General features: G+C 71.8%; 21 protein-coding genes. 11 read left to right on the top strand and 10 right to left on the bottom strand.

Annotated features, from left to right (window positions below; genetic code table 11):
- Nucleotides 1–28: 28 nt before the first annotated feature.
- Complete coding sequence (locus OG965_RS20960) at nucleotides 29–853, bottom strand: maleylpyruvate isomerase family mycothiol-dependent enzyme (RefSeq protein ID WP_371653620.1); 825 nt, start codon at nucleotides 851–853, stop codon at nucleotides 29–31.
- A 140-nt stretch (nucleotides 854–993) separates the two neighbouring features.
- Between OG965_RS20960 and OG965_RS20955 the strand changes: the two genes are divergently transcribed.
- Nucleotides 994–1,791, top strand: coding sequence for a carbon-nitrogen family hydrolase (locus OG965_RS20955; RefSeq protein ID WP_371653619.1), 798 nt, complete (start codon nucleotides 994–996; stop codon nucleotides 1,789–1,791).
- A 64-nt stretch (nucleotides 1,792–1,855) separates the two neighbouring features.
- Here the strand turns inward: OG965_RS20955 and OG965_RS20950 are convergent, their stop codons facing one another.
- A complete protein-coding gene (locus tag OG965_RS20950; protein WP_371653618.1) occupies nucleotides 1,856–2,359 on the bottom strand; it encodes an LURP-one-related/scramblase family protein in 504 nt (167 codons plus the stop codon).
- Nucleotides 2,360–2,399: 40 nt separating this feature from the next.
- On the opposite strand from OG965_RS20950, the gene OG965_RS20945 reads away from it, so the two are divergent.
- Nucleotides 2,400–4,190 carry an NHL domain-containing thioredoxin family protein gene (locus tag OG965_RS20945; RefSeq protein WP_371653617.1) on the top strand — a complete coding sequence of 597 codons (1,791 nt, stop codon included), beginning with the start codon at nucleotides 2,400–2,402 and terminating at the stop codon, nucleotides 4,188–4,190.
- Nucleotides 4,191–4,422: 232 nt separating this feature from the next.
- Here OG965_RS20945 and OG965_RS20940 read toward each other — a convergent pair whose 3' ends face one another.
- A complete protein-coding gene (locus OG965_RS20940) occupies nucleotides 4,423–5,712 on the bottom strand; it encodes a M18 family aminopeptidase (protein WP_371653616.1) in 1,290 nt (429 codons plus the stop codon).
- A 121-nt stretch (nucleotides 5,713–5,833) separates the two neighbouring features.
- A complete protein-coding gene (locus OG965_RS20935; protein WP_371653615.1) occupies nucleotides 5,834–7,663 on the bottom strand; it encodes an acyl-CoA dehydrogenase in 1,830 nt (609 codons plus the stop codon).
- Between the two features lie 122 nt (nucleotides 7,664–7,785).
- Between OG965_RS20935 and OG965_RS20930 the strand changes: the two genes are divergently transcribed.
- From OG965_RS20930 to OG965_RS20920, 3 genes are all read left to right on the top strand, one after another.
- Complete coding sequence (locus OG965_RS20930; protein ID WP_361376051.1) at nucleotides 7,786–8,235, top strand: SseB family protein; 450 nt, start codon at nucleotides 7,786–7,788, stop codon at nucleotides 8,233–8,235.
- A 120-nt stretch (nucleotides 8,236–8,355) separates the two neighbouring features.
- Entirely contained in the window at nucleotides 8,356–9,312 is a 957-nt protein-coding gene (locus OG965_RS20925; protein ID WP_371653614.1) for a pirin family protein, read from the top strand.
- A 278-nt stretch (nucleotides 9,313–9,590) separates the two neighbouring features.
- Nucleotides 9,591–10,688: an AI-2E family transporter gene (locus OG965_RS20920; RefSeq protein WP_371653613.1), complete on the top strand. Its 1,098-nt coding sequence runs from the start codon at nucleotides 9,591–9,593 to the stop codon at nucleotides 10,686–10,688.
- Here OG965_RS20920 and OG965_RS20915 read toward each other — a convergent pair.
- Nucleotides 10,622–12,790, bottom strand: a complete 2,169-nt coding sequence (locus OG965_RS20915; RefSeq protein WP_371653612.1) for a SpoIIE family protein phosphatase — start codon at nucleotides 12,788–12,790, stop codon at nucleotides 10,622–10,624. The two genes, OG965_RS20920 and OG965_RS20915, sit on opposite strands and share 67 nt — an antisense overlap.
- A 107-nt stretch (nucleotides 12,791–12,897) precedes the next feature.
- On the opposite strand from OG965_RS20915, the gene aspS reads away from it, so the two are divergent.
- The 4 genes from aspS (at nucleotide 12,898) to OG965_RS20895 (ending at nucleotide 17,066) form a co-directional block, all read left to right on the top strand.
- A complete protein-coding gene (gene aspS, locus OG965_RS20910; protein WP_371653611.1) occupies nucleotides 12,898–14,676 on the top strand; it encodes an aspartate--tRNA ligase in 1,779 nt (592 codons plus the stop codon).
- 236 nt (nucleotides 14,677–14,912) lie between these two features.
- On the top strand, nucleotides 14,913–15,419 hold the full coding sequence (locus OG965_RS20905; protein WP_371653610.1) for a SigE family RNA polymerase sigma factor: 507 nt from the start codon (nucleotides 14,913–14,915) through the stop codon (nucleotides 15,417–15,419).
- Nucleotides 15,412–16,215: a hypothetical protein gene (locus tag OG965_RS20900; RefSeq protein WP_371653609.1), complete on the top strand. Its 804-nt coding sequence runs from the start codon at nucleotides 15,412–15,414 to the stop codon at nucleotides 16,213–16,215. Before OG965_RS20905 ends, OG965_RS20900 begins: the two co-directional genes overlap by 8 nt.
- Nucleotides 16,216–16,250: 35 nt before the next feature.
- The gene (locus tag OG965_RS20895; RefSeq protein ID WP_371657010.1) at nucleotides 16,251–17,066 is read left to right on the top strand and encodes a L,D-transpeptidase family protein; all 816 of its coding nucleotides are present in this window, start codon (nucleotides 16,251–16,253) and stop codon (nucleotides 17,064–17,066) included.
- 15 nt (nucleotides 17,067–17,081) lie between these two features.
- Here the strand turns inward: OG965_RS20895 and OG965_RS20890 are convergent, their stop codons facing one another.
- Both OG965_RS20890 and metG read right to left on the bottom strand, forming a co-directional pair.
- On the bottom strand, nucleotides 17,082–17,231 hold the full coding sequence (locus tag OG965_RS20890) for a hypothetical protein (RefSeq protein ID WP_371653608.1): 150 nt from the start codon (nucleotides 17,229–17,231) through the stop codon (nucleotides 17,082–17,084).
- Nucleotides 17,232–17,362: 131 nt separating this feature from the next.
- Nucleotides 17,363–18,970 carry a methionine--tRNA ligase gene (gene metG, locus OG965_RS20885; RefSeq protein WP_371653607.1) on the bottom strand — a complete coding sequence of 536 codons (1,608 nt, stop codon included), beginning with the start codon at nucleotides 18,968–18,970 and terminating at the stop codon, nucleotides 17,363–17,365.
- A 157-nt stretch (nucleotides 18,971–19,127) separates the two neighbouring features.
- Between metG and OG965_RS20880 the strand changes: the two genes are divergently transcribed.
- Both OG965_RS20880 and OG965_RS20875 read left to right on the top strand, forming a co-directional pair.
- Entirely contained in the window at nucleotides 19,128–19,781 is a 654-nt protein-coding gene (locus tag OG965_RS20880; protein ID WP_371653606.1) for a response regulator transcription factor, read from the top strand.
- Nucleotides 19,778–20,908 (top strand): sensor histidine kinase, encoded by a 1,131-nt coding sequence (locus OG965_RS20875; RefSeq protein WP_371653605.1) that lies wholly within the window; start codon nucleotides 19,778–19,780, stop codon nucleotides 20,906–20,908. The genes OG965_RS20880 and OG965_RS20875 overlap by 4 nt, the downstream gene beginning before the upstream one ends.
- Before the next feature lie 195 nt (nucleotides 20,909–21,103).
- Here the strand turns inward: OG965_RS20875 and OG965_RS20870 are convergent, their stop codons facing one another.
- The 3 genes from OG965_RS20870 to OG965_RS20860 form a co-directional block, all read right to left on the bottom strand.
- Nucleotides 21,104–22,396: a VWA domain-containing protein gene (locus OG965_RS20870; protein WP_371653604.1), complete on the bottom strand. Its 1,293-nt coding sequence runs from the start codon at nucleotides 22,394–22,396 to the stop codon at nucleotides 21,104–21,106.
- A 208-nt stretch (nucleotides 22,397–22,604) separates the two neighbouring features.
- Nucleotides 22,605–23,564 carry a hypothetical protein gene (locus OG965_RS20865; RefSeq protein WP_371653603.1) on the bottom strand — a complete coding sequence of 320 codons (960 nt, stop codon included), beginning with the start codon at nucleotides 23,562–23,564 and terminating at the stop codon, nucleotides 22,605–22,607.
- 54 nt (nucleotides 23,565–23,618) lie between these two features.
- The gene (locus tag OG965_RS20860; RefSeq protein WP_371653602.1) at nucleotides 23,619–25,100 is read right to left on the bottom strand and encodes an APC family permease; all 1,482 of its coding nucleotides are present in this window, start codon (nucleotides 25,098–25,100) and stop codon (nucleotides 23,619–23,621) included.
- Between the last annotated feature and the right edge of the window lie 109 nt (nucleotides 25,101–25,209).

Raw genomic sequence — 25,209 nt, 5'->3', positions numbered from 1 at the left:
CACCCCTCGCCGGACCGGCCGGACCGGCTTACGGCGTCACCGCGAAGTCCCGCAGGATCGCCGCCGCCAGCTCCTGGTCGCCCTCGGTCTTCACCCGGTCCGCGACGGCGTGCGGGCGCACCCGGCCGCAGGCGAGGCGTACGAACGTCTCCCAGTCCAGCGCGATCGTGGCGAGCGGGCCGAGCGAGGGGGCGCCGTCGACCGTGCCGTGCCCGTCGGCGTCGACCCGTACCGTACGCAGGAACTCGACCGGCCCGTGGATGTCGAAGACGACCGCCGAGTTCGGCGGGGCGCCCGCGTCCTTGGCGACCACCTTCGGCAGCGTGTGCAGCAGGATGTCGCGGACGACGTACGCGCCCGGCGAGTCGAGGTTGCCCGGCTTGCCCAGCGCCCACCGCAGGTCCTGCTCGTGCACCCACACGTCGAACGCCCGCATCCGCAGCGCCAGTTCCAGCGTCTGCTCGGCACCGAGCGGGGCGCGGACCATGGTGTCGGGAGCCCGGTTCTCGTTGCGCAGCTGCCGCGCCCGGCGGATGATCGTGTACTCCAGCTCCGAGGTCATCTCCGGCGCGGTGTGGTGCCGGCGCACATCGACCTGCATCTCCATGTAGCGCGCGAACTCACTCTGTACGTGGTAGAGATCGCGCGGCAGCGTGTGGATCGGGCGCGGGTCGCCGAGCTGTTCGCACTCCATCCCGATGATGTGCGACACGATGTCGCGCACCGACCACGCCGGGCACGGTGTGGCGCGGTTCCACTCCCCCTCGACGAGCGGCATCACCAGCTCGGTTATCGCCTCGATGGAGTGGGTCCAGGCGTCGGCGTAGGTCTGGAGGCTGGGATGGACGGTCACGGGACCCCTCGGCGGTTCTGTACGTACGCGGGCTGGGCGCTGTGGCAGTTAAGTTACGCTGCCGAAAGGCACCCCGGCAGTGCTTTCGTGTGACGATCGTAGGCCCGTGTTGACAACTCGAATGCCAGGACGGTGGTAGTGTGCGCGCCTCCCTCATCCAATTCGGTGTAGATCCACAGGAATCGGTCGATTCCCGTAGGCAGCGGGCGGCTTCGCTCGTGCGCGAGCAGGCGGGCGCCGACCTCGTGGTGCTGCCGGAGCTGTGGACCGTGGGCGCCTTCGCATACGAGAGCTTCGCGGTCGAGGCGGAACGGGCCGCTGACGGGCCGACGCATGAGGCGATGTCAAAGGCCGCGCGGGACGCGGGCGTCTGGCTGCACGCGGGCTCCGTCCCCGAGCGCGGCGCGGACGGCGGGCTCTACAACACCTCCCTGGTCTTCTCGCCCGACGGCGAACTGACGGCCACTTACCGGAAGATCCACCGCTTCGGCTTCGACCAGGGCGAGGCGGTGCTGATGAGCGCGGGCACGGAGCTGGTCACGGTCGCGCTGCCCGGGACGACACTCGGCCTGGCGACCTGTTACGACCTGCGCTTCCCCGAGCTGTTCCGCGGCCTGGTCGACGCGGGCGCCCAGACCTTCGTGATCCCGGCCGGCTGGCCCGCCAGGCGCCTGGCGCACTGGACGCTGCTCGCCCGCGCGCGGGCGGTCGAGAACCAGGCGTACGTCCTGGCCTGCGGCACCGGCGGCACCCACGCGGGCGTCCCGCAGGCGGGCCACAGCATCGTGGTCGACCCCTGGGGCGAGGTCCTGGCGGAGGCGGGCGAGGGCGAGGAGGTCCTCACGGTCGAGCTGGACCCGGAGAAGGTGGCGGCGACACGGGAGCAGTTCCCGGCGCTGAAGGACAGGAGACTGGGGATGCGGACGCCGGGGGCGTGAGGTGAGCCAGGGGGCCGGGGCGTGACGTGAGCCAGGAGGCTGGGGCCCGTCCGCCGGACAAGCCCTAGTCGTCGCCGTCCGGCCCCCGCTCCCGCTCGTCCATCCGGATCACGCACACCACCACCGCGATCAGCAGCGCCGCGTCCGCGTCCTCGCGGACGACGTTCACCGCGTACGTCTCGCGGACGTGGAACCAGCGGCGCGAGACGTGCGCGAGCAGCTCCCCGTCGTACTCGACCGTGAACTCGCGGTCGAGGATCCTGCCCGAGACGTCGAGCTCGGTGCCCTCGACCAGGGCGACGCGGTAGTGGTTGCGCAGCAGCGAGAGCCGCTTGCGGCGGATCGTGGCCAGCGGCCGCTCGTCCCGCTCGATGGTCATCGCGTCCCTGATGCTGAACATCTTCTTGCGCAGGGTGATCAGTACCCGTCCGGTCGGGTCCTTCAGCTCCAGCGTGTCCCGCAGCCGCAGCGCCTTGCCGTCGGCGAGGAAGGCGTGGCGTCCGTCCTCGGTCTCGATCCAGTAGTCGTCCCCGATCGCGAAGATCTTGTCGCGCACCAGATATTTCATGGCGGAATGCGTACCCCTGCTTTTGGGGTTGGATGGGGGTATGGCTACACGTGCACGCGTTCGGGCCCCCGAGCTGATCGGCAAGGGCGGCTGGCTGAACACCGGTGATCAGGAGTACACCCTCGCTGACCTGCGGGGGAGGATCGTCATCCTCGACTTCTGGACGTTTTGCTGCATCAACTGTCTGCACGTCCTGGACGAGCTGCGGGAGCTGGAGGAGAAGCACCGCGACACCGTGGTGATCATCGGGGTGCACTCGCCGAAGTTCGTGCACGAGGCCGACCACCAGGCCGTCGTCGACGCCGTGGAGCGCTACCAGGTGCACCACCCGGTCCTGGACGACCCGGAGCTGGCGACCTGGAAGCAGTACGCGGTCCGGGCCTGGCCCACGCTCGTCGTGATCGACCCCGAGGGGTACATCGTCGGCCAGCACGCGGGCGAGGGGCATGCTCACGCCATCGCGAAGCTGGTGGAGGAGCTGGAGGCCGAGCACGCGGCGAAGGGGACGCTGCGGCGCGGGGACGGGCCGTACGTGCCGCCGGAGCCGGAGGCCACCGACCTGCGCTTCCCCGGGAAGGCGCTCGTCCTGCCCGGCTCGGGCAACTTCCTGGTCTCCGACTCGACGCGGCACCAGCTGGTGGAGCTGGAGCCGGACGGCGAGACGGTCGTACGGCGGATCGGCGACGGCGAGTCCGGCGGTTTCAAGGAGCCGCAGGGGCTTGCGCTGCTGCCGGACGGGCGCGTGATCGTCGCGGACACCGTCAACCACGCGCTGCGGGTCCTCGACCCGGAGACCGGGTCCGTGGAGCGGGTCGCGGGCACCGGCAAGCAGTGGTGGCAGGGCTCGCCCACCTCCGGGCCCGCCCTGGAGGTGGACCTCTCCTCGCCGTGGGACGTCGCCTGGTGGCAGGGCAAGGTGTGGATCGCCATGGCCGGGGTGCACCAGCTGTGGACGTACGATCCGGAGGCGGGCACGGTCGAGGTCGCGGCCGGGACGACGCAGGAGGGCCTGGTCGACGGCCCGGCCGCCGAGGCGTGGTTCGCGCAGCCGTCCGGCCTCGCGGCCGACGGGGACCGGCTGTGGGTGGCCGACTCCGAGAACTCGGCGCTGCGGTACGTGGAGCGCGACGACTCGGGTTACGCCGTGCGCACGGCGGTCGGCACCGGCCTGTTCGACTTCGGGCACCGGGACGGGGAGGCGGGGCAGGCGCTCCTCCAGCACCCGCTGGGTGTGACGGCTCTGCCGGACGGTTCGGTGGCGGTCTCCGACACGTACAACCACGCGCTGCGCCGCTACGACCCGGCCTCCGGGGAAGTCACCACGCTCGCCACGGACCTGCGCGAGCCGAGCGACGCGGTGCTCGTCGGGGACGACATCGTGGTCGTCGAGTCGGCCCGGCACCGGCTGACGCGGCTGCGGCTGCCGGAGTCCGCTGTACGGGTGGACGCGGTGGCGCACCGTACGCAGCGGGCCGCGACCGAGGTCGCGCCGGGCGCGCTCCGCCTCGACGTGGTCTTCCAGGCCCCGGCCGGCCAGAAGCTGGACACGCGGTACGGCCCGTCGACGCGGCTGATCGTCTCCTCGACGCCGGCGGAGCTGCTGTCGTCGGGCGAGGGTACGGGGACGGATCTGTCCCGCGACCTCGTCCTCGACCCCGCCGTCCCGGAGGGGGTCCTGCACGTCTCGGCGATGGCGGCGTCCTGCGACGACGATCCGGCGAACGAGTACCCGGCGTGCCATGTGCATCAGCAGGACTGGGGGGTGCCGGTCCGCCTGACGGCGGGGGCGACGGACCGGTTGCCGCTGGTCCTGGCGGGCATGGACGGCTAGCCCCCACCGGTGCGGTTACTGGGGGGCTGCGCCCCCAGCCCCCTGTTTGTCTGCGGGTCCGGTGGGGGCTGGCCGCGCAGTTCCCCGCGCCCCTGAAGGCGCCCCTGCGGGGCGATCCCTCGGCAACCCCGGTGACCGCAGCCCCCTAGGGGCGCGGGGAACTGCGCGACCAGCCACACACAGCCCGCAGACGAACACCGGGCCCCGTGGCGCAGCCCTCGTGGGGTGGGGGTCAGCCCTGCAAGAACGACAGCAGGGCGTTCGCCAGCAAGTACGGGTCGTCCGCCCCGCACAGCTCGCGCGCGCTGTGCATCGACAGGATCGCCACCCCGATGTCGACCGTCTGGATGCCGTGGCGGGCCGCCGTGATGGGCCCGATCGTCGTCCCGCACGGCATCGCGTTGTTGGACACGAAGTGCTGCCACGGCACCCCGGCCCGCTCGCACGCCGCCGCGAAGATCGCGCGGCCCGAACCGTCCGTCGCGTAACGCTGGTTGACGTTGACCTTCAGGATCGGGCCGCCGTTGGCGCGCGGGTGGTGCGTCGGGTCGTGGCGTTCCGCGTAGTTGGGGTGGATGGCGTGGCCGGTGTCGGAGGACAGGCAGACCGTGCCCGCGAAGGCGCGCGCCTTGTCCTCGTACGTACCGCCGCGCGCGAACACCGACCGCTCCAGGACCGTGCCGAGCAGCGGCCCGTCCGCGCCCGTGTCGGCCTGCGAGCCGTTCTCCTCGTGGTCGAAGGCGGCCAGGACCGGGATGAACGGCAGGTCCGCGGCCGTGGACGCGGCCGCCAGCGCCGCCGCGCCCGCGTGCACCGAGATCAGGTTGTCCATCCGGGGCCCGGCCACCAGCTCCTTGTCCCGGCCCAGGTACGACGGCGGTTCGATCGAGTGCACCATCAGGTCCCACCCGGTGACCTCGCCCTCGGCCAGCCCCGCCTCCTGCTCAAGGAAGCGGATCAGGTCGCCCTCCGCGACGTCACCGAGGCCCCAGATCGGCTGGAGGTGCTTCTGCCGGTCCAGCTTGAGGCCGTCGTTGGCCGAGCGGTCCAGGTGGATCGCCAGCTGGGGGACGCGCAGCAGCGCCCGGTCCACGTTGACCAGGACATGCGAGCCGTCGCGGAGGGTGAGGCGGCCCGCCAGGCCCAGGTCGCGGTCCAGCCAGGTGTTCAGGAGCGTCCCGCCGTAGACCTCCACGGCGATCTGGCGCCAGCCGTACGCCCCCGTGTCCGGCAGGGGCTTGACCCGCAGGTTGGGCGAGTCGGTGTGCGCGCCCACGATCCGGAACGGGGTGTGTGCCGCCGCGCCCTCCGGCACGTACCACGCGATGATCGCGCCGCCGCGCAGCACGTACTTCCCGCCGCTCGTCGCGTCCCACGCGTCCGTCTCCCGCACCTGTTGGAATCCGGCCTTCTCCAGCCGCGCGGCCGCGTTCGCCACCGCGTGGTACGGCGACGGGCTCGCCGCGAGGAAGGACATCAGGTCGTCGGTGTGTCCGCGGTCGAAGCGGGAGGGTGTGCTCATGCGTTCACCTTAACCAGGGCCGCTGACAGACAAGGGCCCGCTTCCCCAGCGGGAAGCGGGCCCTCGGCCCGGCGGCCTGGAAGGAGGCCGCCGGAGGTCCGTCAAGGTGTGACGGGGCGTACTAGAAGGCCGCCTCGTCCAGCTCCATCAGGGAGTTGTCGACGGTCTCGGCCAGCGCGCGGGCGGCGCCGACGCCCGGCAGGACGTTCGCGGCGAAGAACTTCGCGGCGGCGATCTTGCCGGTGTAGAACGGGACGTCCTTGGCGGAGGCCGACGGCAGCTTCTCGGCGGCGACGGCCGCGCTCTTGAGGAGCAGGTAGCCGACGACGACGTCACCGGACGCCATCAGCAGGCGGGTGGTGTTGAGGCCCACCTTGTAGATGTTCTTGACGTCCTCGCCGGTGGCGGTCAGGTCGGTGATCATCGTGCCGACGATCGCCTCCAGGTCCACCGCGGCCTTGGCCAGCGAGTCGAGAGCGCCGCCCAGCTCCTCGTGGCCCGACTGCTCGGCGAGGAACTTCTTGATCTCCTCGGAGAGGAGGTTGAGCGAGGCGCCCTGGTCGCGGACGATCTTCCGGAAGAAGAAGTCCTGGCCCTGGATCGCCGTGGTGCCCTCGTAGAGGGTGTCGATCTTGGCGTCGCGGATGTACTGCTCGATCGGGTACTCCTGCAGGTACCCGGAGCCGCCGAAGGTCTGCAGCGACTCGTGCGACAGCTTCTCGTACGACTTCTCCGAGCCGTAGCCCTTCACGATCGGCAGCAGCAGGTCGTTGAGGCCGACGAGGGACTTCGCGTCCTCGCCCGCGGCCTCCTTGACCTGGATCGCGTCCTGGACGGCGGCGGTGTAGAGCACGAGGGAGCGCATGCCCTCGGCGTACGCCTTCTGCGTCATCAGGGAGCGGCGCACGTCCGGGTGGTGAGTGATCGTCACCTTGGGCGCGGTCTTGTCCATGAACTGCGAGAGGTCGCTGCCCTGGACGCGCTCCTTGGCGTACTCAAGGGCGTTCAGGTAACCCGTCGACAGCGTCGCGATGGCCTTCGTGCCGACCATCATGCGGGCGAACTCGATGATCATGAACATCTGGCGGATGCCGTCGTGCTTGTCGCCGATCAGCCAGCCCTTGGCGGGGTGCTTGTCGCCGAAGGTCATCTCGCACGTGTTGGAGGCCTTGAGGCCCATCTTGTGCTCGACGTTCGTCGCGTACACGCCGTTGCGCTCGCCCAGCTCGCCGGTCTCCCAGTCGAAGTGGAACTTCGGGACCAGGAAGAGCGAGAGGCCCTTGGTGCCGGGGCCGTGGCCCTCGGGGCGGGCGAGGACGTAGTGGAGGATGTTCTCCTCCATGTCGTGCTCACCGGAGGTGATGAAGCGCTTCACGCCCTCGATGTGCCAGGAGCCGTCGGGCTGCTCGACCGCCTTGGTGCGGCCGGCGCCGACGTCCGAACCGGCGTCCGGCTCGGTCAGGACCATCGTCGAGCCCCAGCGCTTCTCGACGGCGATCTCGGCGACCTTCTTCTGCGCCTCGTTGCCCTCTTCGAAGAGGATGCCCGCGAACGCCGGACCGGACGAGTACATCCAGATGGCCGGGTTGGCGCCCAGGAGCAGCTCGGCGTAGGCCCAGATGAGGGAGCGCGGCGAAACGGTGCCGCCGATCTCCTCCGGCAGGCCCAGGCGCCAGTACTCGCTGTCCATGAACGCCTTGTAGGAGCTCTTGAAGGACGCCGGGACCGGCGCGGTGTTGGTCTCCGGGTCGAACACCGGCGGGTTGCGGTCGGCGTCCGCGAAGGAGTCGGCCAGCTCGTTCTCGGCGAGACGCGCGATCTCGTCGAGGATGGTCTTGGCGGTGTCGACGTCCATCTCGGCGAACGGGCCGGTGCCGTACAGCTTGTCGCGTCCGAGGACCTCGAAGAGGTTGAACTCGATGTCGCGGAGATTCGACTTGTAGTGCCCCATGGCGACGGCTCCGTAAGCAGGATCGGTTACATCAATACCAGCAAGTAGCTACGATGATGCTACCCGTCGGTAATAAGACGCAACCCCTCTGGGCCCAGATGTGGCGCACTACTCTTGCGCCCATGTACGGCTACGACCAGAACCAGGGTGCTCAGCAGCAGTACGCCCAGCCGCAGCCTTCCTACGGGGAGCAGCCGCTGTACCCCGAGCCGTCGCCGCCCTCGCTCGCGGACGCGGTGCGGGCGTTCACCACGGGCTCGCTCTCGGCCGAGGACTTCCAGCAGATCTTCGCGGGCTCGAAGGTCTACTGCCCGCGCGGCGACAATCCCGGCTTCCTGGCCCTGCACAACACCCAGCAGCCGGTCATCCCGATGTTCACGTCGCTCAAGGAGCTGCGGCGGTACGCGGGCAAGGAGTCGAAGTACTTCGTGATCACCGGCGCGGAGGTCATCGACCTGCTGCCGACCGGGTACGGCTTCGTCCTCGACATGGAGGGCGACCACCGGATGGTGTTCGACGCGAAGGCGGTCGAGCAGATGGTGGACTTCGCGATGCGGCGGATGTACGGCTGATTCCGGCCAAATAGACGGTTCCGAGCGCCATGCTCGGGGTGGGTGGAATGAGTACGCCTTGCCGACTGTTCACCATTCAACTACTTTGGATGCTGAGCATCCCGCGAGGAGGGCCGTCCCATGCCTGCTGTGACCGTCGAAAACCCGCTCACCCTGCCGCGAGTGGCCGCGCCGGAGGGTGCGGTGCCGCGTCCCGTGCTTGCCGTGTCCACGGCGCCGGGCGGCTTCGAGGGGGAGGGGTTCCCGGTGCGGCGCGCGTTCGCCGGGATCAACTACCAGTACCTCGACCCGTTCATCATGATGGACCAGATGGGTGAGGTGGAGTACGCGCCGGGTGAGCCCAAGGGCACGCCCTGGCACCCGCACCGCGGCTTCGAGACCGTGACCTACCTGATCGACGGGACCTTCGTCCACCAGGACAGCAACGGCGGCGGCGGCACGATCATGAACGGCGACACCCAGTGGATGACGGCCGGGTCCGGCCTGCTCCACATCGAGGCGCCGCCGGAGTCCCTCGTCACCTCGGGCGGCCTCTTCCACGGCCTCCAGCTGTGGGTGAACCTCCCCGCCGCGGACAAGATGATGGACCCGCGCTACCAGGACATCCGCGGCGGCCAGGTCCAGCTGCTCACCTCGCCCGACGGGGGTGCGCTGCTCCGCGTGATCGCGGGCTCGCTGGACGGCCACGAGGGGCCTGGGATCACGCACACCCCGATCACGATGATCCACGCGACGATCCGGCCCGGGGCGGAGGTCACGCTGCCGTGGCAGTCGGACTTCAACGGGCTGGCGTACGTGCTGGCGGGGCGGGGGTCGGTGGGTACGGGGCGCCGGCCCGTCCACATGGGGCAGACGGCCGTCTTCGGGGACGGTGGGTCGCTGACCGTCCGTGCCGACGCGACGCAGGACGGCCACACGCCGGATCTGGAGGTCGTGCTCCTTGGCGGCCGGCCCATTCGTGAGCCGATGGCTCACTACGGGCCGTTCGTGATGAACACGCGCGACGAGCTTCAGCAGGCGTTCGACGACTTCCAGAAGGGTCGTCTGGGGACGATCCCGGCGGTCCACGGCATGTGAGCCGGGCCCCACCGGGGGTGGGTGGGGGGTGGAGGCTCGTTTCCCGGGGGCTGCGGCCCCCGGACCCCGTTCGTCTGCGGGCCGTGTGTGGCTGGTCGCGCAGTTCCCCGCGCCCCTGGGTAGTCAGGGGCGCGGGGAACTGCGCGCGCAACCCAGCACGGTCCGCAGCCGAAGCACCCAGCCGCCCGGCCAGGGCTTTAGGGAAGGGGCGGGGTGGGGGACACTCGGGCGGACGCACCCCCCGCGCGCCAAGGGACCCGGCGTGGTGCGCTGGGGCCGTGGACAGCGTCAAGCCACTGCTCCCCGACCCCGCCCGGCGGCTCGCCGCCTGGTGCGTCGTCGTGCTGCTCGTCACCGGTGTCGCCGCCGTCGCCATCTGGCTGTGCGTGGTGTTCAAGACCGCCGTCACCCCCGTACTGCTCGCCCTGCTGGGGACGGCCCTCCTCGGGCCCGTCTTCCGGCAGCTGCTGAAGCTGCGGATGAGGCGGTCGCTCGCCGCGGGGCTCACCTGCGTCGCGCTCGTCGCCGTCGTCGGCGGTGCCGGGTACGTCGTCGTCAGCGCCCTCATCGACACCGGCGACCAGATCATCGACTCCCTGCGGCAAGCAGGCCGGTGGCTCGCCGATCACTTCGGGGTCGCCAGTGGCGACGGGGTGTCGAGCCTCGCCGACAACGCCAAGGAGCTGCTCGGGAAGTTCGGCGCCACCGCCGCCTCGGGGCTGCTCACCGGGCTCAGCATCGTCGGCTCGCTCATCGCTACCGGTGTTCTCTCGCTGCTTCTGACCTTCTTCTTCCTCAAGGACTCCGACCGGGCCGTCGGCCTCGCCCACTCCCTTGCCCCGCGTGGCACCGGCCCCACCGTCGAGGCCATGGCCCGGCGCGCCTTCGAGGCCGTGGAGGGGTTCATGCGGGGGACCACGATCATCGCCCTCATCGACGCCCTCTGCATCACCGTCGGGCTGCTGATCCTCAGGGTGCCCGGTGCCGTGGGGCTGGGAGCGCTCGTCTTCATCGGCGCCTACATCCCCTACCTCGGCGCCTTCGTCTCCGGCGCCGTCGCCGTCCTCGTGGCGCTCGCCGACCGGGGCATCGCCATCGCGCTGTGGACGCTCGGGGTCGTCCTCGCCGTACAGCAGCTGGAGGGGCACATTCTCCAGCCGATGATCCAGAGCCGTACCGTGCAGATGCATCCCGCGATGATCATGATCGCCATCACGGCGGGGGCCAGTGTGGCCGGGCTGGTCGGGATGCTGCTCGCCGTGCCCGTCGCCGCCGCCGGGTTCGGCGTGCTCGGCGAGCTGCGGAAGCGTTACGCCACCGAGGAGCCGCCGGGACCGGCCGACCCCCCGGCCGACTCCCCGTCCGGCCCCTCGTAGAGCTCGAACCAGATCGACTTGCCCTCGCCCCTGGGGTCGACCCCCCAGCGGTCCGCGAGCATCTCCATCAGCACCAGGCCGCGCCCGCTGGACGCCATCTCGCCGGGGCGGCGCTTGTGCGGCAGGTCGTCGCTGGCGTCGGCCACCTCCACCCGCAGCCGGCGCGTGCCCGGGGTGCCGGTGGCCTCGGCGACCAGGAGCGCGTGGCCGTCCGTGTGGACCAGGACGTTGGTGACCATCTCGGAGACCATCAGGACCGCCGCGTCCACCTGCTCGTCGTCCGCCCAGTCGTGCAGCAGCTCGCGCAGCTCGCGGCGGACTCCCGCGATGCGGTGCGGCTCGGTCTGGGCGACGGTCACGGCGGTGCGGCGGGCCGGGACGGCCCCGGCGCCCAGGGCCGTGCCGCAGCCGCACAGATCGCTGTTGCGGCACAGCAGCAGCACCGCGATGTCGTCCTCGCGGCGGTCGGCCAGCGGGCCCACCGTGTGGTGCGAGGGCGGGCCGTGCACCGCCTGGACCAGGGCGTCCGCGAGTTTCTCCAGGCTGTCCCCGTTGTCCTCCTCCAGGATCGGGCGCAGCCGGGTCCAGCCGGAGGCCATGTCGTGGCCGCCGGTCTCGATCAGGCCGTCCGTGCAGATCATCATCGTCTCGCCCGGTTCCAGGACGAGCCGGGTGGTGGGGTAGTCCGAGTCCGCCTCGATGCCCAGGGGGAGGCCGCCGGACGTCTGGCGGATCAGGGCCGTGCCCTCGGCGGTGCGGATCACCGGGTCCGGGTGGCCGGCCCGGGCGATGTCGAGGGTGCCGGTCGCCGGGTCGACCTCGATGTAGAGGCAGGTCGCGAAGCGCGGGTGGTCGTCGTCGCCCCGGTAGGACTCCCCGTACGACTCGGTGATCCCGTACAGGAAGCGCGAGGCGCGCGAGAGGACCGCGTCGGGGCGGTGGCCCTCGCTCGCGTACGCCCGCAGGGCGATGCGGAGCTGGCCCATCAGCCCGGCGGCCCGTACGTCGTGCCCCTGGACGTCCCCGATGACCAGGGCGAACCGTCCGGACGGCAGCGGGATCATGTCGTACCAGTCGCCGCCGACCTGGAGCCCGCCGCCGGTCGGCACATAGCGCGCGGCGACCGTCATCCCCGGGATCTCGGGGCCGAGCGTGGGCATCATCGAGCGCTGGAGGCCGAGCGAGAGCTCCCGCTCGGACTCGGCCTCGCCCGCCCGCGCCAGCGCCTGGGCCAGCATGCGCGCCACCGTCGTCAGGACCGAGCGCTCGTCGGGCGTGAACGCCACCGGGTGCTTGAAGGCCGCCATCCAGGTGCCCATGGTCCTCCCGGCCACGATCAGCGGCAGGAAGGCCCAGGACTGGCGGTCGAAGCGCTGGGCGAGCGGCCAGGTGGCCGGGTAGCGGCGGCGGTACTCCTCGGGGCTGGGGAGGTAGATGGCCCGGCCGGTCCGTACGACGTCGGCGGCCGGGTAGTCCGTGTCGAGCTGCATGTCCGCGAAGGGGCCGTCGTCGCCCGGGTTGTGCCCGTGGTGGCCGATGATCGAGAGGCGGTCGCCCGCGACCCCGAAGACGGCGAGCCCGTCCGGCGAGAAGCCCGGCATGGACAGGGAGGCGGCCACCCGCAGCACCTCGGCCGTGGAGCGGGCCTCGGCCAGTGCCCGCCCCGCGTCCAGCAGGAACGCCTCGCGGGAGCGGCGCCAGTCGCCGGTGATGGGGGTGTGCGCGGCCGTGGTGCCGGGCTGCGGCCCCGCGACCTCCTGGAGGGTGCCGACCAGCACGTAGTCCACCCCGTCCGGGGTGTCCTTGCGCAGCGGCTTGGAGCGGCTGCGTACCGTACGCAGCACCCGGCCGTTCTCGTCCATGATCCGCATCCGGGCCTCGGCGAGGGTGCCCTCCGCGACCGCGAGGGCCACGATCTGGTCGACCTCGTTCCAGTCGACCGGGTGGAAGCGGGAGCGCACGGCGGCCTCGGTGAGTACGGCCCGCTCGGGGGGCAGGCCGAGCAGGCGGGCGGCCTCGGCGTCGAGCGTGACCGTTCCGGACGCGTTGTCCCAGCGCCACAGCCCGGTGGCGATCGCAGCCAGGACGTCCTCGGTGCGCATGATCCCCACTGTAGGCAGCCCGATATATACCGGCGAGAGGTGTACGGCCCGGCCGGTAACCTGGAGGGACTGTTTCCCGCCTGTCACGCGAAGAACTGGATGAAGAAATGCATCGGTACAGGTCCCACACCTGCGGCGAGCTCCGCGCCTCCGACGTCGGCGCCGACGTCCGGCTGAGCGGCTGGCTGCACAATCGCCGAGACCTGGGCGGCATCCTCTTCATCGATCTGCGCGACCACTACGGCATCACGCAGCTCGTCGCCCGCCCCGGCACGGCCGGCGCGGAGGTCCTGGACAAGCTCTCCAAGGAGACCGTCGTCCGGATCGACGGCAAGGTCGTCTCGCGCGGCGCGGAGAACGTGAACGCGGACCTGCCGACCGGCGAGGTCGAGATCGAGGTCGGCGAGGTCGAGGTGCTCGGCGCGGCCGGCCCGCTGCCGTTCACGATCAACGCCGAGGACGGCGTCAACGAGGAGCGGCGCCTGGAGTACCGCTTCCTCGACCTGCGCCGCGAGCGCATGCACCGCAACATCATGCTGCGCTCCGCCGTCATCTCGGCGATGCGCCACAAGATGACCGCGCTCGGCTTCAACGAGATGGCGACCCCGATCCTCGCCGCGACCTCCCCCGAGGGCGCCCGCGACTTCGTCGTCCCGTCCCGGCTGAACCCCGGCAGGTTCTACGCGCTGCCGCAGGCCCCGCAGCAGTTCAAGCAGCTGCTGATGATCTCGGGCTTCGACCGCTACTTCCAGATCGCGCCCTGCTTCCGCGACGAGGACGCCCGCGCGGACCGCTCGCCGGGCGAGTTCTACCAGCTCGACGTCGAGATGAGCTTCGTCGAGCAGGAGGACGTCTTCCAGCCGATCGAGAAGCTCATGACCGAGCTGTTCGAGGAGTTCGGCGGCGGCCGCCACGTCACCTCGCCGTTCCCGCGCATCCCGTTCCGCGAGTCGATGCTGAAGTACGGCAACGACAAGCCGGACCTGCGCGCCAAGCTCGAACTCGTCGACATCACCGACGTCTTCGAGGGCTCGGAGTTCAAGGCGTTCGCGGGCAAGCACGTGCGCGCGCTGCCGGTGCCGGACGTCGCGGGCCAGTCCCGCAAGTTCTTCGACGGCCTGGGCGAGTACGCGGTGGAGCACGGCGCGAAGGGCCTGGCCTGGATCCGCGTCGGCGAGGACGGCACGTTCGCGGGCCCGATCGCGAAGTTCCTCACCGAGGAGAACATCAAGGTCCTCACCGAGCGCCTCGGCCTGGCCGCCGGGCACGCCGTGTTCTTCGGCGCGGGCGAGTACGACGAGGTCTCCAAGATCATGGGCGCGGTCCGCGTCGAGGCCGCGAAGCGCTCCGGCCAGTTCGAGGAGGGCGTCTTCCGGTTCTGCTGGATCGTCGACTTCCCGATGTACGAGAAGGACGAGGAGACCGGCAAGATCGACTTCTCGCACAACCCCTTCTCGATGCCGCAGGGCGGCCTGGAGGCCCTTCAGACCCAGGACCCGCTGGACGTCCTGGGATGGCAGTACGACATCGTCTGCAACGGCATCGAGCTGTCCTCGGGCGCGATCCGTAACCACGAGCCCGAGATCATGTTCAAGGCGTTCGAGGTCGCGGGCTACGACCGGGAGACCGTGGAGCGCGAGTTCGGCGGCATGCTCAAGGCGTTCCGCCTGGGCGCCCCGCCGCACGGTGGCATCGCCCCGGGCGTCGACCGCATCGTGATGCTGCTCGCGGACGAGCCCAACATCCGCGAGACGATCGCGTTCCCGCTGAACGGCAACGCGCAGGACCTGATGATGGGCGCGCCCAGCGAGCTGGAGGAGTCGCGTCTGCGCGAGCTCAACATCCAGCTCCGCAAGCCGGTCGCGGCCAAGGGCACGGAGAAGTAAGCCCGGGGTTCGTCTGCGGGTGGTGTGTGGTTGCTCGCGCAGTTCCCCGCGCCCCTAAGAATGCCGCTGCGCGGCAATCCCCCTGGGGCGGCCCGCAGACGTACGCACTCCTCCTACGGCGAAGGGCCCGGATCCACTGTGGATCCGGGCCCTTCTTCGTGTCCGGGGCAACCCGCCCGGCACCCCACCGCGTTCGACAGGTGTGAGAGCCCGGACAGACAGACGAGGACACGACGATGGCCCCCGACGCACCCGACGGATTCGAGGAGTTCGTCGCCGCCCGGGGACCCCGGCTGCTGCGGGTGGCCTGGCTGCTGACCGGCGACGCGCACCTGGCGGAGGACCTGCTCCAGACGGCGCTCGCCAAGGTCTGGCCGAAGTGGCACCGGATAGCCGACGACCACCCCGAGGCGTATCTGCGCAAGACGCTGGTGACCACGTACACCTCCTGGTGGCGGCGGCGCTGGCGGGGCGAGGTCCCGCACGGCGAACTCCCGGACGCCGCCGGGCAGTTCGACGCGTACGAGGGCGTGGACCTGGAGCAGTCGCTGGCGGCGGCCGTCCGCGCGCTGCCCGCCCGCCAGCGCGCGGTAGTGGTGCTGCGCTACTTCGAGGACCTGGGTGTCGAGGAGACGGCGGCGGTGCTCGGCTGTGCGCCGGGCACGGTCAAGAGCCAGGCCGCCAAGGCACTGCGCACCCTGCGGACGCTGCTGCCCGTACTGATCGAGGAGCGCCATGAGTGACGACCGTTTCCCCGGGCCGGACGACGACGAGCAGGCGCTGCGGGTCCTCCTCGAACGGGCCGTGCCCCGGCTGCCCGCCCCCGCGACCCGCCTGGACAAGGTGCACGGGCGGCTGGCGCGGCGCAGGCGGCGGCGGGCCGCCGGGGGTGCGGCCGTCGCGGTGGTCTCGCTGGTGGCGGCCGGCGCGCTGCTGCCGGACGCGCTGCGGACCGAGCCGGAGAAGGTGCCCCCGGCCGCGTCCCCGCCGCAGGCGGTGACCGAACCCGCCGGAGTGCGGGCCGACTTCCCCGAGCTCGGCGGTCTGGTGCTGCGGCTGCCCGCGTCCTGGGCCGCGCTGCGGCTGCCCGACGGGGCCGCGCAGAAGACCAAGACGCTGCCGTCGGGCTATGTGGCCGCGCAGCCGCTGAGGTCGTACGAGCAGGCCTGCTCGGAGCTGAAGAAGTCCGACGGATCCGGTGTGCTGTGCGAGCCGGTGGACCGGCTGGCCCCCGACGGCCTGCTGCTGTCGCTGTGGGGGCTGCCGGGCGGCAGGGACGGTACCGAGGCGCTGCCATCGGGGACGCCCATGGAACGCGCCCGGGAGGTGCCGCCGGGCTGCCGCCGGGTGGGCGCCACCGCCTACTACACCACCACGCGCGCGACGGCGGATCCCACGACGGTGCTGTACGCCACCCTGTGCGTCAACGGCACCGGGCCCGACCGGCAGGCCGCCGAGGCGGCCGCGCTCCTGGACGGCGCGACCTACGACCTCGCCCAGCCCACCGAGGCCCCCACCCCCAAGAGGAGGGGCAGGTGACCGCCATCGACCGCGCCGCGAAGAGAGGCTCCGCCATGTCCGTTCGTACCGCCCGGGGTGTCTCGGTCGCCCTCGCGCTGGCGGCCCTGCTGCTCACCGGGTGCGGCCACGACGGCCAGGGCGTCCGGGACGAGGGCGACGGCACCGGCACGCTCGCCGACGTGAGCACCGACGCCGTCACCGACCCCGTCACCGACCCCGTCACCGACTCCGGCGGCGGCGCGCACGCCGGGCGGGCCGCGCCCGAACCCGTACGCCCCCGCGAGATACCCGCGCTCGGCCCCGCCACCCGCGCCCGTATCCCCGCCGCCAGCACCCAGGCGCTCGTCGTCACCGGCGAGGGGCCCGACGCCGACCGGGCCACCGCCGTCCTCTACACCCGCGACCGGGTCAAGGGCTGGCTGCCCGCCGACGGGCCCTGGCCCGCCCGCAACGCGGCGCGCGGCTGGACCGGCGAGCACCGGGCGGGCGATCTGCGCTCGCCCGTCGGGGTGTTCGGCCTCACCGACGCGGGCGGCCGCCTCGCCGACCCCGGCACCCGGCTGCCGTACGACCACGGCTCCGCCTTCACCGCGCGCGGCACCGGCGTCGAGGGCGAGCCGCTCGCCGGGTCCTTCGACTACGTGGTGGCGGTCAACTACAACCGCAAGCCCGGCACCACCCCGCTGGACTGGACCCGGCCGCTGGGCGCCGGGCGTGGCGGCGGGATCTGGCTGCACGTCGACCACGGCGGCCCGACGCACGGCTGTGTGGCCCTTCCCCGGGACCGCATGCGGCAGTTGCTGCGCGCGCTCGACCCGGCGCGCACCCCGGTGGTCGTGATGGGGGACGCGGCGGCCCTGTCCCGCTGATCCTGTTCGCCCGCCTCACTCCTCGTCGCGGGACGGTAAGTCCGGGGACGGTGGGCCCGTGGGGCGATTCTCGCTCTGGCGATTCGCCTCGCGGACCTTGCGGATGAGTTCCTCGCGGCGCTCGGCCTCTTCCTCGGCCCGCTGCTGGTCCGTACTCCTGGTCATGGCGCGCACCCCCTCATGCACGTACACATTCACGTGCAGCGTGCGCGCACCGAACGCGCCTCGCAACCGCGCGGAGCACGCGAAGGGCCCGGAACCTGTCCGGTTCCGGGCCCTTCACACGTGCGTAATGCCTAAGCCGGCTTCTCTTCCAGACGCGGGAACAGCACCGCGCCCTTCGTCACCGTCGCGCCGACCGGGAGCTGCCCCCAGCGGGCCGCGTCCTGGACCCGCTGGTCCGCCAGCGGCCCGAGGTCGGCGGCCTCGGCGCCGAGCGACTCCCACAGCTTCTGCGAGGTGTCCGGCATGACGGGGTTCAGCAGGACGGCGACGGCGCGCAGCGCCTCGGCGGCCGTGTAGAGGATGGTCGCCAGGCGCGCCCGGCCCTCCTCCGATTCGTCCTTGGCCACCTTCCACGGCTCCTGCTCCGTGATGTAGCCGTTGACCTGCTTCACGAAGTCGAAGACCGCCAGGATGCCGCCCTGGAAGTCCAGCTCCTCGCCGATCTTGCGGTCCGCCTCGGTGACGGCCCTGGTCAGGCCGTCGGCGATGGCCTGCTCGGCCGGGCCGGAGGCCGTCGCCGCGGGCAGCGTGCCGCCGAAGTACTTGCCGACCATGGCCGCCAGGCGCGAGGCGAGGTTGCCGTAGTCGTTGGCGAGCTCCGAGGTGTACCGCGCGGTGAAGTCCTCCCAGGAGAACGAGCCGTCCTGGCCGAAGGCGATGGCGCGCAGGAAGTACCAGCGGTAGGCGTCGACGCCGAAGTGCGAGGTCAGGTCCTGCGGCTTGATGCCGGTCAGGCTCGACTTGGACATCTTCTCGCCGCCGACCATCAGCCAGCCGTGACCGAAGACCTGGCCCGGTACGGGCAGACCGTTGGCCATCAGCATCGCGGGCCAGATGACCGCGTGGAAGCGGAGGATGTCCTTCCCGACCAGGTGCACATTGGCCGGGAACGTCTCCTCGAACTTCTCCTGGTTCGCGCCGTAGCCGACGGCCGTGGCGTAGTTCAGGAGGGCGTCGACCCACACGTAGATGACGTGCTTGTCGTCCCACGGGATCGGGACGCCCCAGTCGAAGGCCGACCGCGAGATCGACAGGTCCTGCAGGCCCTGCTTCACGAAGTTCATGACCTCGTTGCGGGCCGACTCGGGCTGGATGAAGTCCGGGTTCGCCTCGTAGAACTCAAGGAGCTTCGGGCCGTACTCGGAGAGCTTGAAGAAGTAGTTCTCCTCCTTGAGGATCTCCACCGGCTTCTTGTGGATCGGGCACAGCTTGGTGCCGTCCTCGGCCTCGACGAGGTCGCCGGGGAGCTTGTACTCCTCGCAGCCCACGCAGTACGGGCCCTCGTAGCCGCCCTTGTAGATCTCGCCCTTGTCGTACAGGTCCTGGACGAACTCCTGCACACGGTCGGTGTGCCGCTTCTCCGTCGTACGGATGAAGTCGTCGTTCGCGATCTCCAGGTGCTCCCAGAGGGGCTTCCAGGCCTCCTCCACGAGCTTGTCGCACCACTCCTGCGGGGTCACCCCGTTGGCGTCGGCAGTGCGCATGATCTTCTGACCGTGCTCGTCCGTGCCGGTGAGGTACCACACCTTCTCGCCGCGCTGACGGTGCCAGCGCGTGAGCACGTCGCCTGCGACGGTCGTGTAGGCGTGGCCCAGGTGAGGAGCGTCGTTGACGTAGTAAATGGGGGTCGAGACGTAAAACGCCTTCGCCCCCTGCTTCTCGGATCCAGTGGCCGCCATGGTCGAAATCCTAACGGCCGCGGGAAGCTCCACTCACCCGGATAAACCCGCGGCGGCCGGTGGAGAGGTCCGCGAAACATCCGTTCCCGTACGAAGGACGCATCCTGGGAGGAGAAGGGGCGCGTACGTGAGCGGGGAACGGCAAGGGGAACAGAGCATGCGGGTACTGGTCGCCGAGGACGAGGAGGTCCTCGCGGAGCTGGTCGCCACCGGGCTGCGGCGGGCCGGTTTCGCCGTCGACACCGTCTACAGCGGGGACGCGGCCCTGGCCTATCTGGGGCTGCACGACTACGACGTGGTGGTCCTGGACCGCGACCTGCCCCGGGTGCACGGCGACGAGGTGGCCCGCAGCCTGGTCGCGGACGCCTCCCGCACCCGGATCCTGATGCTCACCGCGTCCGCGTCCACCGAGGACCGCGTGGAGGGGCTCGACCTGGGGGCCGACGACTATCTGGGCAAGCCGTTCGACTTCCCCGAGCTGGTGTCCCGGGTGCGGGCGCTGCGGCGGCGCAGCGCCCGACCGGTGCCGCCGGTCCTGGAGCGGCTCGGACTGCGGCTCGACACGGTACGGCGCACGGCGGACCGCGAGGGCCGTTCGCTCGACCTCTCTCCGAAGGAGTTCGCGGTGCTCCAGATCCTCCTGGAGGCGGACGGCGGCACGGTCTCGGCCGAGGAGCTCCTTGAGCGGGCCTGGGACGCCCACGCCGACCCCTTCACCGGCGCGGTCCGCGTCTGCCTCAGCAAACTGCGCGGCAAGCTGGGCGAGCCCGCCCTGATCCGTACCGTCCAGGGCGTCGGGTACGCGCTGTGATCCGCACCCGGGTCGCGCTGGTCTTCGGCGCGGTCTTCCTGGTGCTCGGGGCGGTGCTGCTCGGGGTGGTGAACCTGCTGTCCCGGGCCGGTACGCAGGAGCAGGCGGCCACCATCGCGACCCGGGCGACCACGGTCGCGGTGGACCAGCCGTTCACGGCGGCGCACGGCACCCAGGGCGCGGTGCTCGCCCCGCTGACCGTGCGCCAGGTCAGCGAGGACGTGAGCGACGCGGCCTCCCGGCAGACCCTGGTGTGGTCGTCGATGGCGCTGCTCGGGGTGGCGTTCCTGGCGGTGGCCGTCGGCTGGTACACGGCGGGCCGGCTGCTGCGCCCGGTCCATGTGATGACCGAGCGGGCGAAGCGCCTCTCGGCGGACAACCTGCACGAACGCATCGGCGCGACCGGTCCCGACGACGAGCTCAAGGAGCTCGGGGACACGATCGACGACCTGCTCGGACGCCTTGAGAAGGCGTTCGACAGCCAGCGCCGCTTCATCGCCAACGCGTCGCACGAGCTGCGCACCCCGCTGGCCACTCAGAGGGCGGCGATCCAGATCGGCCTGGACGACCCGACGCCGGACGACCTCGCCCGTACCCGCGCGACCCTGCTCGACAACAACCGCCGCAGCGAGGCCCTGATCGAGGGCCTGCTGATGCTGGCCCGCGGCGAGCGGGGCCTGGCGGAGCGCGAGGAGGTGGATCTGGCGGAGGTGGTACGGGAGGAGGCGGCGCGGTATCCGACGGTGACGGTCATGGCGGAGCGGCCGGTCCCGGTCCACGGCAACCGGGCGCTCCTGGCCCGCCTCACCGCGAACCTGCTGGCCAACGCGGTGGCCTACCACCGGCTGGGGGGAAGGGTGGAAGTGGCCGTCTCCGAGGGCGGGTTGATGGTGTCCAACCCGGGCGGGGCGGAGGTGGCCGGGGGCGAGGTGCCCGCCCTGTTCGAACCGTTCCGCCGGGGGGAGGGCCGCGACCGGATGGGCCCGGGGGCGGGCCTGGGCCTGTCGATCGTCCGCTCGATCGCGCAGGCGCACGGGGGGACGGCGGTGGCGGCGCCGCTCCCGGAGGGGGGTTTGACGGTGACGGTCTGTCTGCCCGGTTCTCGTCTGCGGCCCGCCGTGGGCTGAGCGCGCAGTTCCCCGCGCCCCTAGAAATGCCGCTGCGCGGCAATCCCCTGGACGGCCCGAAGGGACGCACCTTAGGGGCGCGGGGAACTGCGCGAGCAACCCAGCACGGTCCGCAGACGAACGGTGGTTTTAGGGGCGCGGGGAACTGCGCGACCAGCCCCCACCGGCCCGCAGGTGAAGAACCCGCGCGGAGCGCTACCGCCGGGAGAACCCGCCGACGAGCCCGGCGTACAGCGCGGCATCCGCGAGCTCGCGCGGCACGGGCCCCGCATGGAAGAACGCGGCGTTCTCGGCGTCCAGCTTCCGCAAGAAGTCGAACGCCTTGCTGTCGTCCTCGCCGAACGCCACGAACTGCCAGAACAGCTGCTTGCCGGAGGCGTCGGCGAGCGCCTGGCGGGCGGCCACCTTGGCGTCCGGGGCGCCGTCGGTCTGGAAGACCACCAGCGCGGGGCCGTCGTACTGGCTCTTCTCGTAGTGCTCGACGACCGCCTCGACGGCGCAGTGGTAGCTGGTGCGGCCCATCCGGCCGAGCGCGGCGTGCGCGTCGTCGACGACGCCCTCGTACGAGGCGAGGGAGAGGTCGGCGGTGCCGTCGAGCTCGGTCGAGAAGAACACGGTGTGGACCGCGGCGTCCTCGTCGAGGTGCGCGGCGAGCGCGAGCGTCTGCTCGGCGAGCTGCTGGGCGCTGCCGTCCTTGTAGTACGGCCGCATCGACCCGGACCGGTCGAGTACGAGGTACACCTTGGCCCGCGCCCCGACGAGCCCGGCCTTGCGCAGCTGCGCCCCGGCGGCCTTGTAGTGCTCCACGAGGCCGGGGGCCCGGGACTTGACACGGGGGAGGGCCACGGCGGCGGACGCCTTGGCGGCGGGCTGCACGGCCTCGGGCTCGGGCTCCGCCACGACAGCGACGGGCTCCGGGTCCGGCTCCACGGCCTGCGGCTCGGGCTCCGGTTCCGGCTCGGCCTCGGCCTGTACGGGCTCGGGCTCGGCCACGACGACAGGCTCGGGCTCGGCCACAACAGCCACCGGCTCGGGCTCAGCCACCACGGGCTCGGGCTCGACGGCCTCCGCCACCGGCTCGGGCTCGACCGCAACGGCCTCCGCCTCCGCCACCACCGGCTCGGGCTCGGGCTCCACAGCCTCCGGCTCCTCCGCCGGGGCGGGCTCCGTCAGCGGGGACTCGGCCCGCGGCTGCGGGACGTCGGAGCCGGCCGGGGTCGTGGCGGGGGCCGGGGCCTCGGCCGGGGAGGTGTCCTCCGTCGGGCGCGCCGGGGCCGGGACCGCCGGGCGGGACGGGGACGCGTCGAACGCCGCCGCGACCAGTTCCTCCGCGGGGGAGAGGTCGCGCCGGGCCGGGGCCGGCACCGTCGGGGTCGCGGGTGCGGACTCCTCGGCGGGGGCCGGCACGGTGGCCGTGGCCGGTGCCGATTCCGCCGCCGGAGCCGCCGTCAGGTCGGCGCTCTCCGCGTCGCGATCGCGTCCGAACACTTTGCGCAGCAAGCTCCGAATGCCCATGGGCGAGGCCTTTCGCATGAGTTGGGTGCGATGTGCGTTGCATGGCGTTACGTATCCAGTTGCTATCCAGTTACGTATCCGCACGCATCCACGCCGCGTGAGCGGGACCACGAGCGTGGACACGTAAGGTTAGCGATCCGATCCGGTCAACCTCGGCAGGGGGCGGACGACGCCGTACCGGTTACGTCCCCGACGGCATCCGCCAGCGCGTGATCTGCTGCTCCGGATCGCCCGTGTACACCCACGGCACCCGCGCCGCCCGTTCCCCCAGCAGCCCCACCAGGGAACGCGCCTCCAGGCTCAGCCCGGCACAACACGCGGCGTGGGCAAGGTAGTTGAGCTCGGCCGCCTCGGCGACCGGCACCGGGCCGGGCGGGCGGCCGCCCAGCCAGCGGTCGTAGGTGCGGCGCAGCTCGGTGACCGCCAGCTCGCCGCTCCAGTGCTGCCCGAACCCCCGCACCGGCTGCCCCTTGGCGCCCTCGGCGGCGTACCGGTACTCCTCCACCCGGGCGATCTGCACGAGCACCGGCAGCGCGGAGCCCGCGGGCGCCGCGCCCGCCGCGTCCCGGGCGAAGTCGTACATCGTGCCGTGCGTCCCGTGCCAGCGGGCCGAGAAGTAGCGCAGCATCTGCACATGGCCCTCCACGTGGTACGGGTCGCGCCGGCGCAACTCGTCCCACCAGCCGCGCAGATCGCGCCGCCCCACCCCGCCCTCGTACAGCCGGGCCACCGTGAGCAGCGACGCCCACGGCATCGGGTCGGCGGGGTGCGCGTCCGCCGCGCCCAGGCAGGCCATCACCGCCACGTCGAGCCGGTCCCGGTCGGGCGCCGCGCCGCGCCCCGCCGCGATGGCCAGGTGGAAGACCCGGACCACTTCGGTGGCGGCCCGCAGTACGGCCACGTCCGCGCTGTCGGGCTCGGCGGCCCGCCACGCCTCCACGACGGTGGAGCCCGCGACGGCGGGCGCGAGCAGCCGGATCCGGTGGGTGCGCAGTGGCCAGTTCTCGCCGGTCGCCCGCAGCAGGTCCCGTACGCCCTGCCAGCGCCCGATCACGATGTCGTGCCGGGCGGTGGCGAGCGCGCGGTCACCGAGGTCCGGGCAGAAGCGGACGGCGGAGGACCGGCGGCGGGAAGCGGCCATCAACACCCCTCTCTGGTCGATGGGTCGGAGAGTCTACGAATCGGGGACCGGCGATCAGAAGTCCGTCGGCAGGGCCGCGCCCGCGTACTCGGGGCGGCCCGCGCCGGAGGCCGCGTACCCCTCGTCGACGGCGATGGCCCGGCCGGCGTCGAGGGCGGCAGGCCGGTAGTAGGCGCTGCCGCGCCGCCAGTACCAGAACATCGGGGCGAGCCCGGCGGCAAGTCCGCCGAGGCCGATGGCGATCGCGGCGCCGCTGAGCTGGGTGAGGGAGGCGACGAAGACGCAGAACATGAAGACGGCGCCGAGCGCGGGCCACAGTCCGCCGAAGACGAAGGAGCCCACCGACCTGGTCAGCGTCCCCCGGTACGCGACGACCGCGGCCAGGCCCGCGAGGCCGTAGTAGAACGTGGTCTGGAGGCCGATCGCGGCGAGCGCGTCGGCCATGATGTCCTCGACCGAGCCCAGCGCGTTGGAGGCGACGAACAGGGCGAGGGCGACCGCGCCGACCACCACGACGGCGACCCAGGGCGTGTTCCAGCGGCGGTGCACGGTGCCGAGCACGGCGGGCAGCGTACGGTCGCGGCCCATCGCGAAGAGCGAGCGGGTGACCTGGAGCAGCGTGGTCTCCAGGGTGGCGATCGTGGACAGGACCACGGCGAGCACCATGAGCTTGCCGCCGACGCCGGGCCAGATGGTCTCGCCGAGCACGGCGAGGACGTTGGACTCGTGCTGCTCGATCGCGCCCGGCGTCAGCGTCATGTTGACGGCGACGGTGAAGCCGACGAAGAGCAGGAAGACGACGGCGAGGCCGACGAGGGCGGCGAGCCCGGCGGTGCGGCGGCTGTCGCGGGTCTCCTCGCTGAGGTTGCTGGTGACGTCCCAGCCCCAGTAGTAGAACGCGGCGATCAGGGTGCCGGAGGCGAAGCCGCGCAGGCCGTCGAAGTGGCCGAAACCCAGCCAGGACCAGTCGAAGGGGGCGGCGCCGCCGTGGTGGAGGAGCGCGCCGACGGCGAAGACGACGAGGATCGCGAGCTCCACGCCGGAGACGATCACCTGGGCGCGGGCGGAGAGCCGGGCGCCGCCGAGCACCACGGCGAGCATCAGCAGGAACCAGCCGGCGCCGGTTGCGGTGGCGAGCGCGGTGTGGTGGGCGAGCTCGGGGTCGAACAGGGCGAGGGTCATCTGCCCGGCGGGCAGCGATCCGGCCACCATGAAGATGGTGGCGGCCACGACCAGCGCCCAGCCGCTCATGAAGCCGAGGAAGGGGTGCAGGGTCCGGGCCACCCAGGAGTAGGCGGCGCCCGCGTTGACGTCGATGCGCCCCAGGCGCCCGAAGGCGAGGACGATGCCGAGCATGGGTATCGCGCAGTAGAGCAGCGCGGCGGGCCCGGCGAGGCCGACGGACCCGGTCAGTACGGCGGTGGTGGCGGCCAGCGAGTACGCGGGCGCGCTGCCCGCGACGGCCATGACGACGGTGTCGAACGTGCCGAGGGCGTTGGAGCGTAGCCCTCTGTCGGTGCGGCTTCTACTGTTCATGGCCGTCCTTTGCTGCGCAACGCGACATATGGCGGTATGTCGGAACTCCGGTCCCGCGGGCGGGGGTTGGAGATCGCGTGCATCGTAATGGCCGGTGGGGGCTGAGCGC

This window comes from Streptomyces sp. NBC_00224, from assembly GCF_041435195.1.
Taxonomy (GTDB): domain Bacteria; phylum Actinomycetota; class Actinomycetes; order Streptomycetales; family Streptomycetaceae; genus Streptomyces.
The sequence above is the reverse complement of the archived record's forward strand: the minus strand, read 5'-3'. Positions and strand labels throughout refer to the sequence as shown.

Excerpts from the sequence above, each read along its gene's own strand:
- OG965_RS20865 (WP_371653603.1), bottom strand. The coding sequence starts at position 23,564 with ATGGCCGCTTCCCGCCGCCGGTCCTCCGCCGTCCGCTTCTGCCCGGAC.
- OG965_RS20940 (WP_371653616.1), bottom strand. The coding sequence starts at position 5,712 with ATGAGCACACCCTCCCGCTTCGACCGCGGACACACCGACGACCTGATG.
- OG965_RS20905 (WP_371653610.1), top strand. The coding sequence starts at position 14,913 with ATGGCCCCCGACGCACCCGACGGATTCGAGGAGTTCGTCGCCGCCCGG.
- OG965_RS20860 (WP_371653602.1), bottom strand. The coding sequence starts at position 25,100 with ATGAACAGTAGAAGCCGCACCGACAGAGGGCTACGCTCCAACGCCCTC.
- aspS (WP_371653611.1), top strand. The coding sequence starts at position 12,898 with ATGCATCGGTACAGGTCCCACACCTGCGGCGAGCTCCGCGCCTCCGAC.
- OG965_RS20890 (WP_371653608.1), bottom strand. The coding sequence starts at position 17,231 with ATGACCAGGAGTACGGACCAGCAGCGGGCCGAGGAAGAGGCCGAGCGC.
- OG965_RS20900 (WP_371653609.1), top strand. The coding sequence starts at position 15,412 with ATGAGTGACGACCGTTTCCCCGGGCCGGACGACGACGAGCAGGCGCTG.
- OG965_RS20930 (WP_361376051.1), top strand. The coding sequence starts at position 7,786 with ATGTACGGCTACGACCAGAACCAGGGTGCTCAGCAGCAGTACGCCCAG.
- OG965_RS20935 (WP_371653615.1), bottom strand. The coding sequence starts at position 7,663 with ATGGGGCACTACAAGTCGAATCTCCGCGACATCGAGTTCAACCTCTTC.
- OG965_RS20945 (WP_371653617.1), top strand. The coding sequence starts at position 2,400 with ATGGCTACACGTGCACGCGTTCGGGCCCCCGAGCTGATCGGCAAGGGC.
- OG965_RS20880 (WP_371653606.1), top strand. The coding sequence starts at position 19,128 with ATGCGGGTACTGGTCGCCGAGGACGAGGAGGTCCTCGCGGAGCTGGTC.
- OG965_RS20950 (WP_371653618.1), bottom strand. The coding sequence starts at position 2,359 with ATGAAATATCTGGTGCGCGACAAGATCTTCGCGATCGGGGACGACTAC.
- OG965_RS20925 (WP_371653614.1), top strand. The coding sequence starts at position 8,356 with ATGCCTGCTGTGACCGTCGAAAACCCGCTCACCCTGCCGCGAGTGGCC.
- OG965_RS20895 (WP_371657010.1), top strand. The coding sequence starts at position 16,251 with ATGTCCGTTCGTACCGCCCGGGGTGTCTCGGTCGCCCTCGCGCTGGCG.
- OG965_RS20915 (WP_371653612.1), bottom strand. The coding sequence starts at position 12,790 with ATGCGCACCGAGGACGTCCTGGCTGCGATCGCCACCGGGCTGTGGCGC.
- metG (WP_371653607.1), bottom strand. The coding sequence starts at position 18,970 with ATGGCGGCCACTGGATCCGAGAAGCAGGGGGCGAAGGCGTTTTACGTC.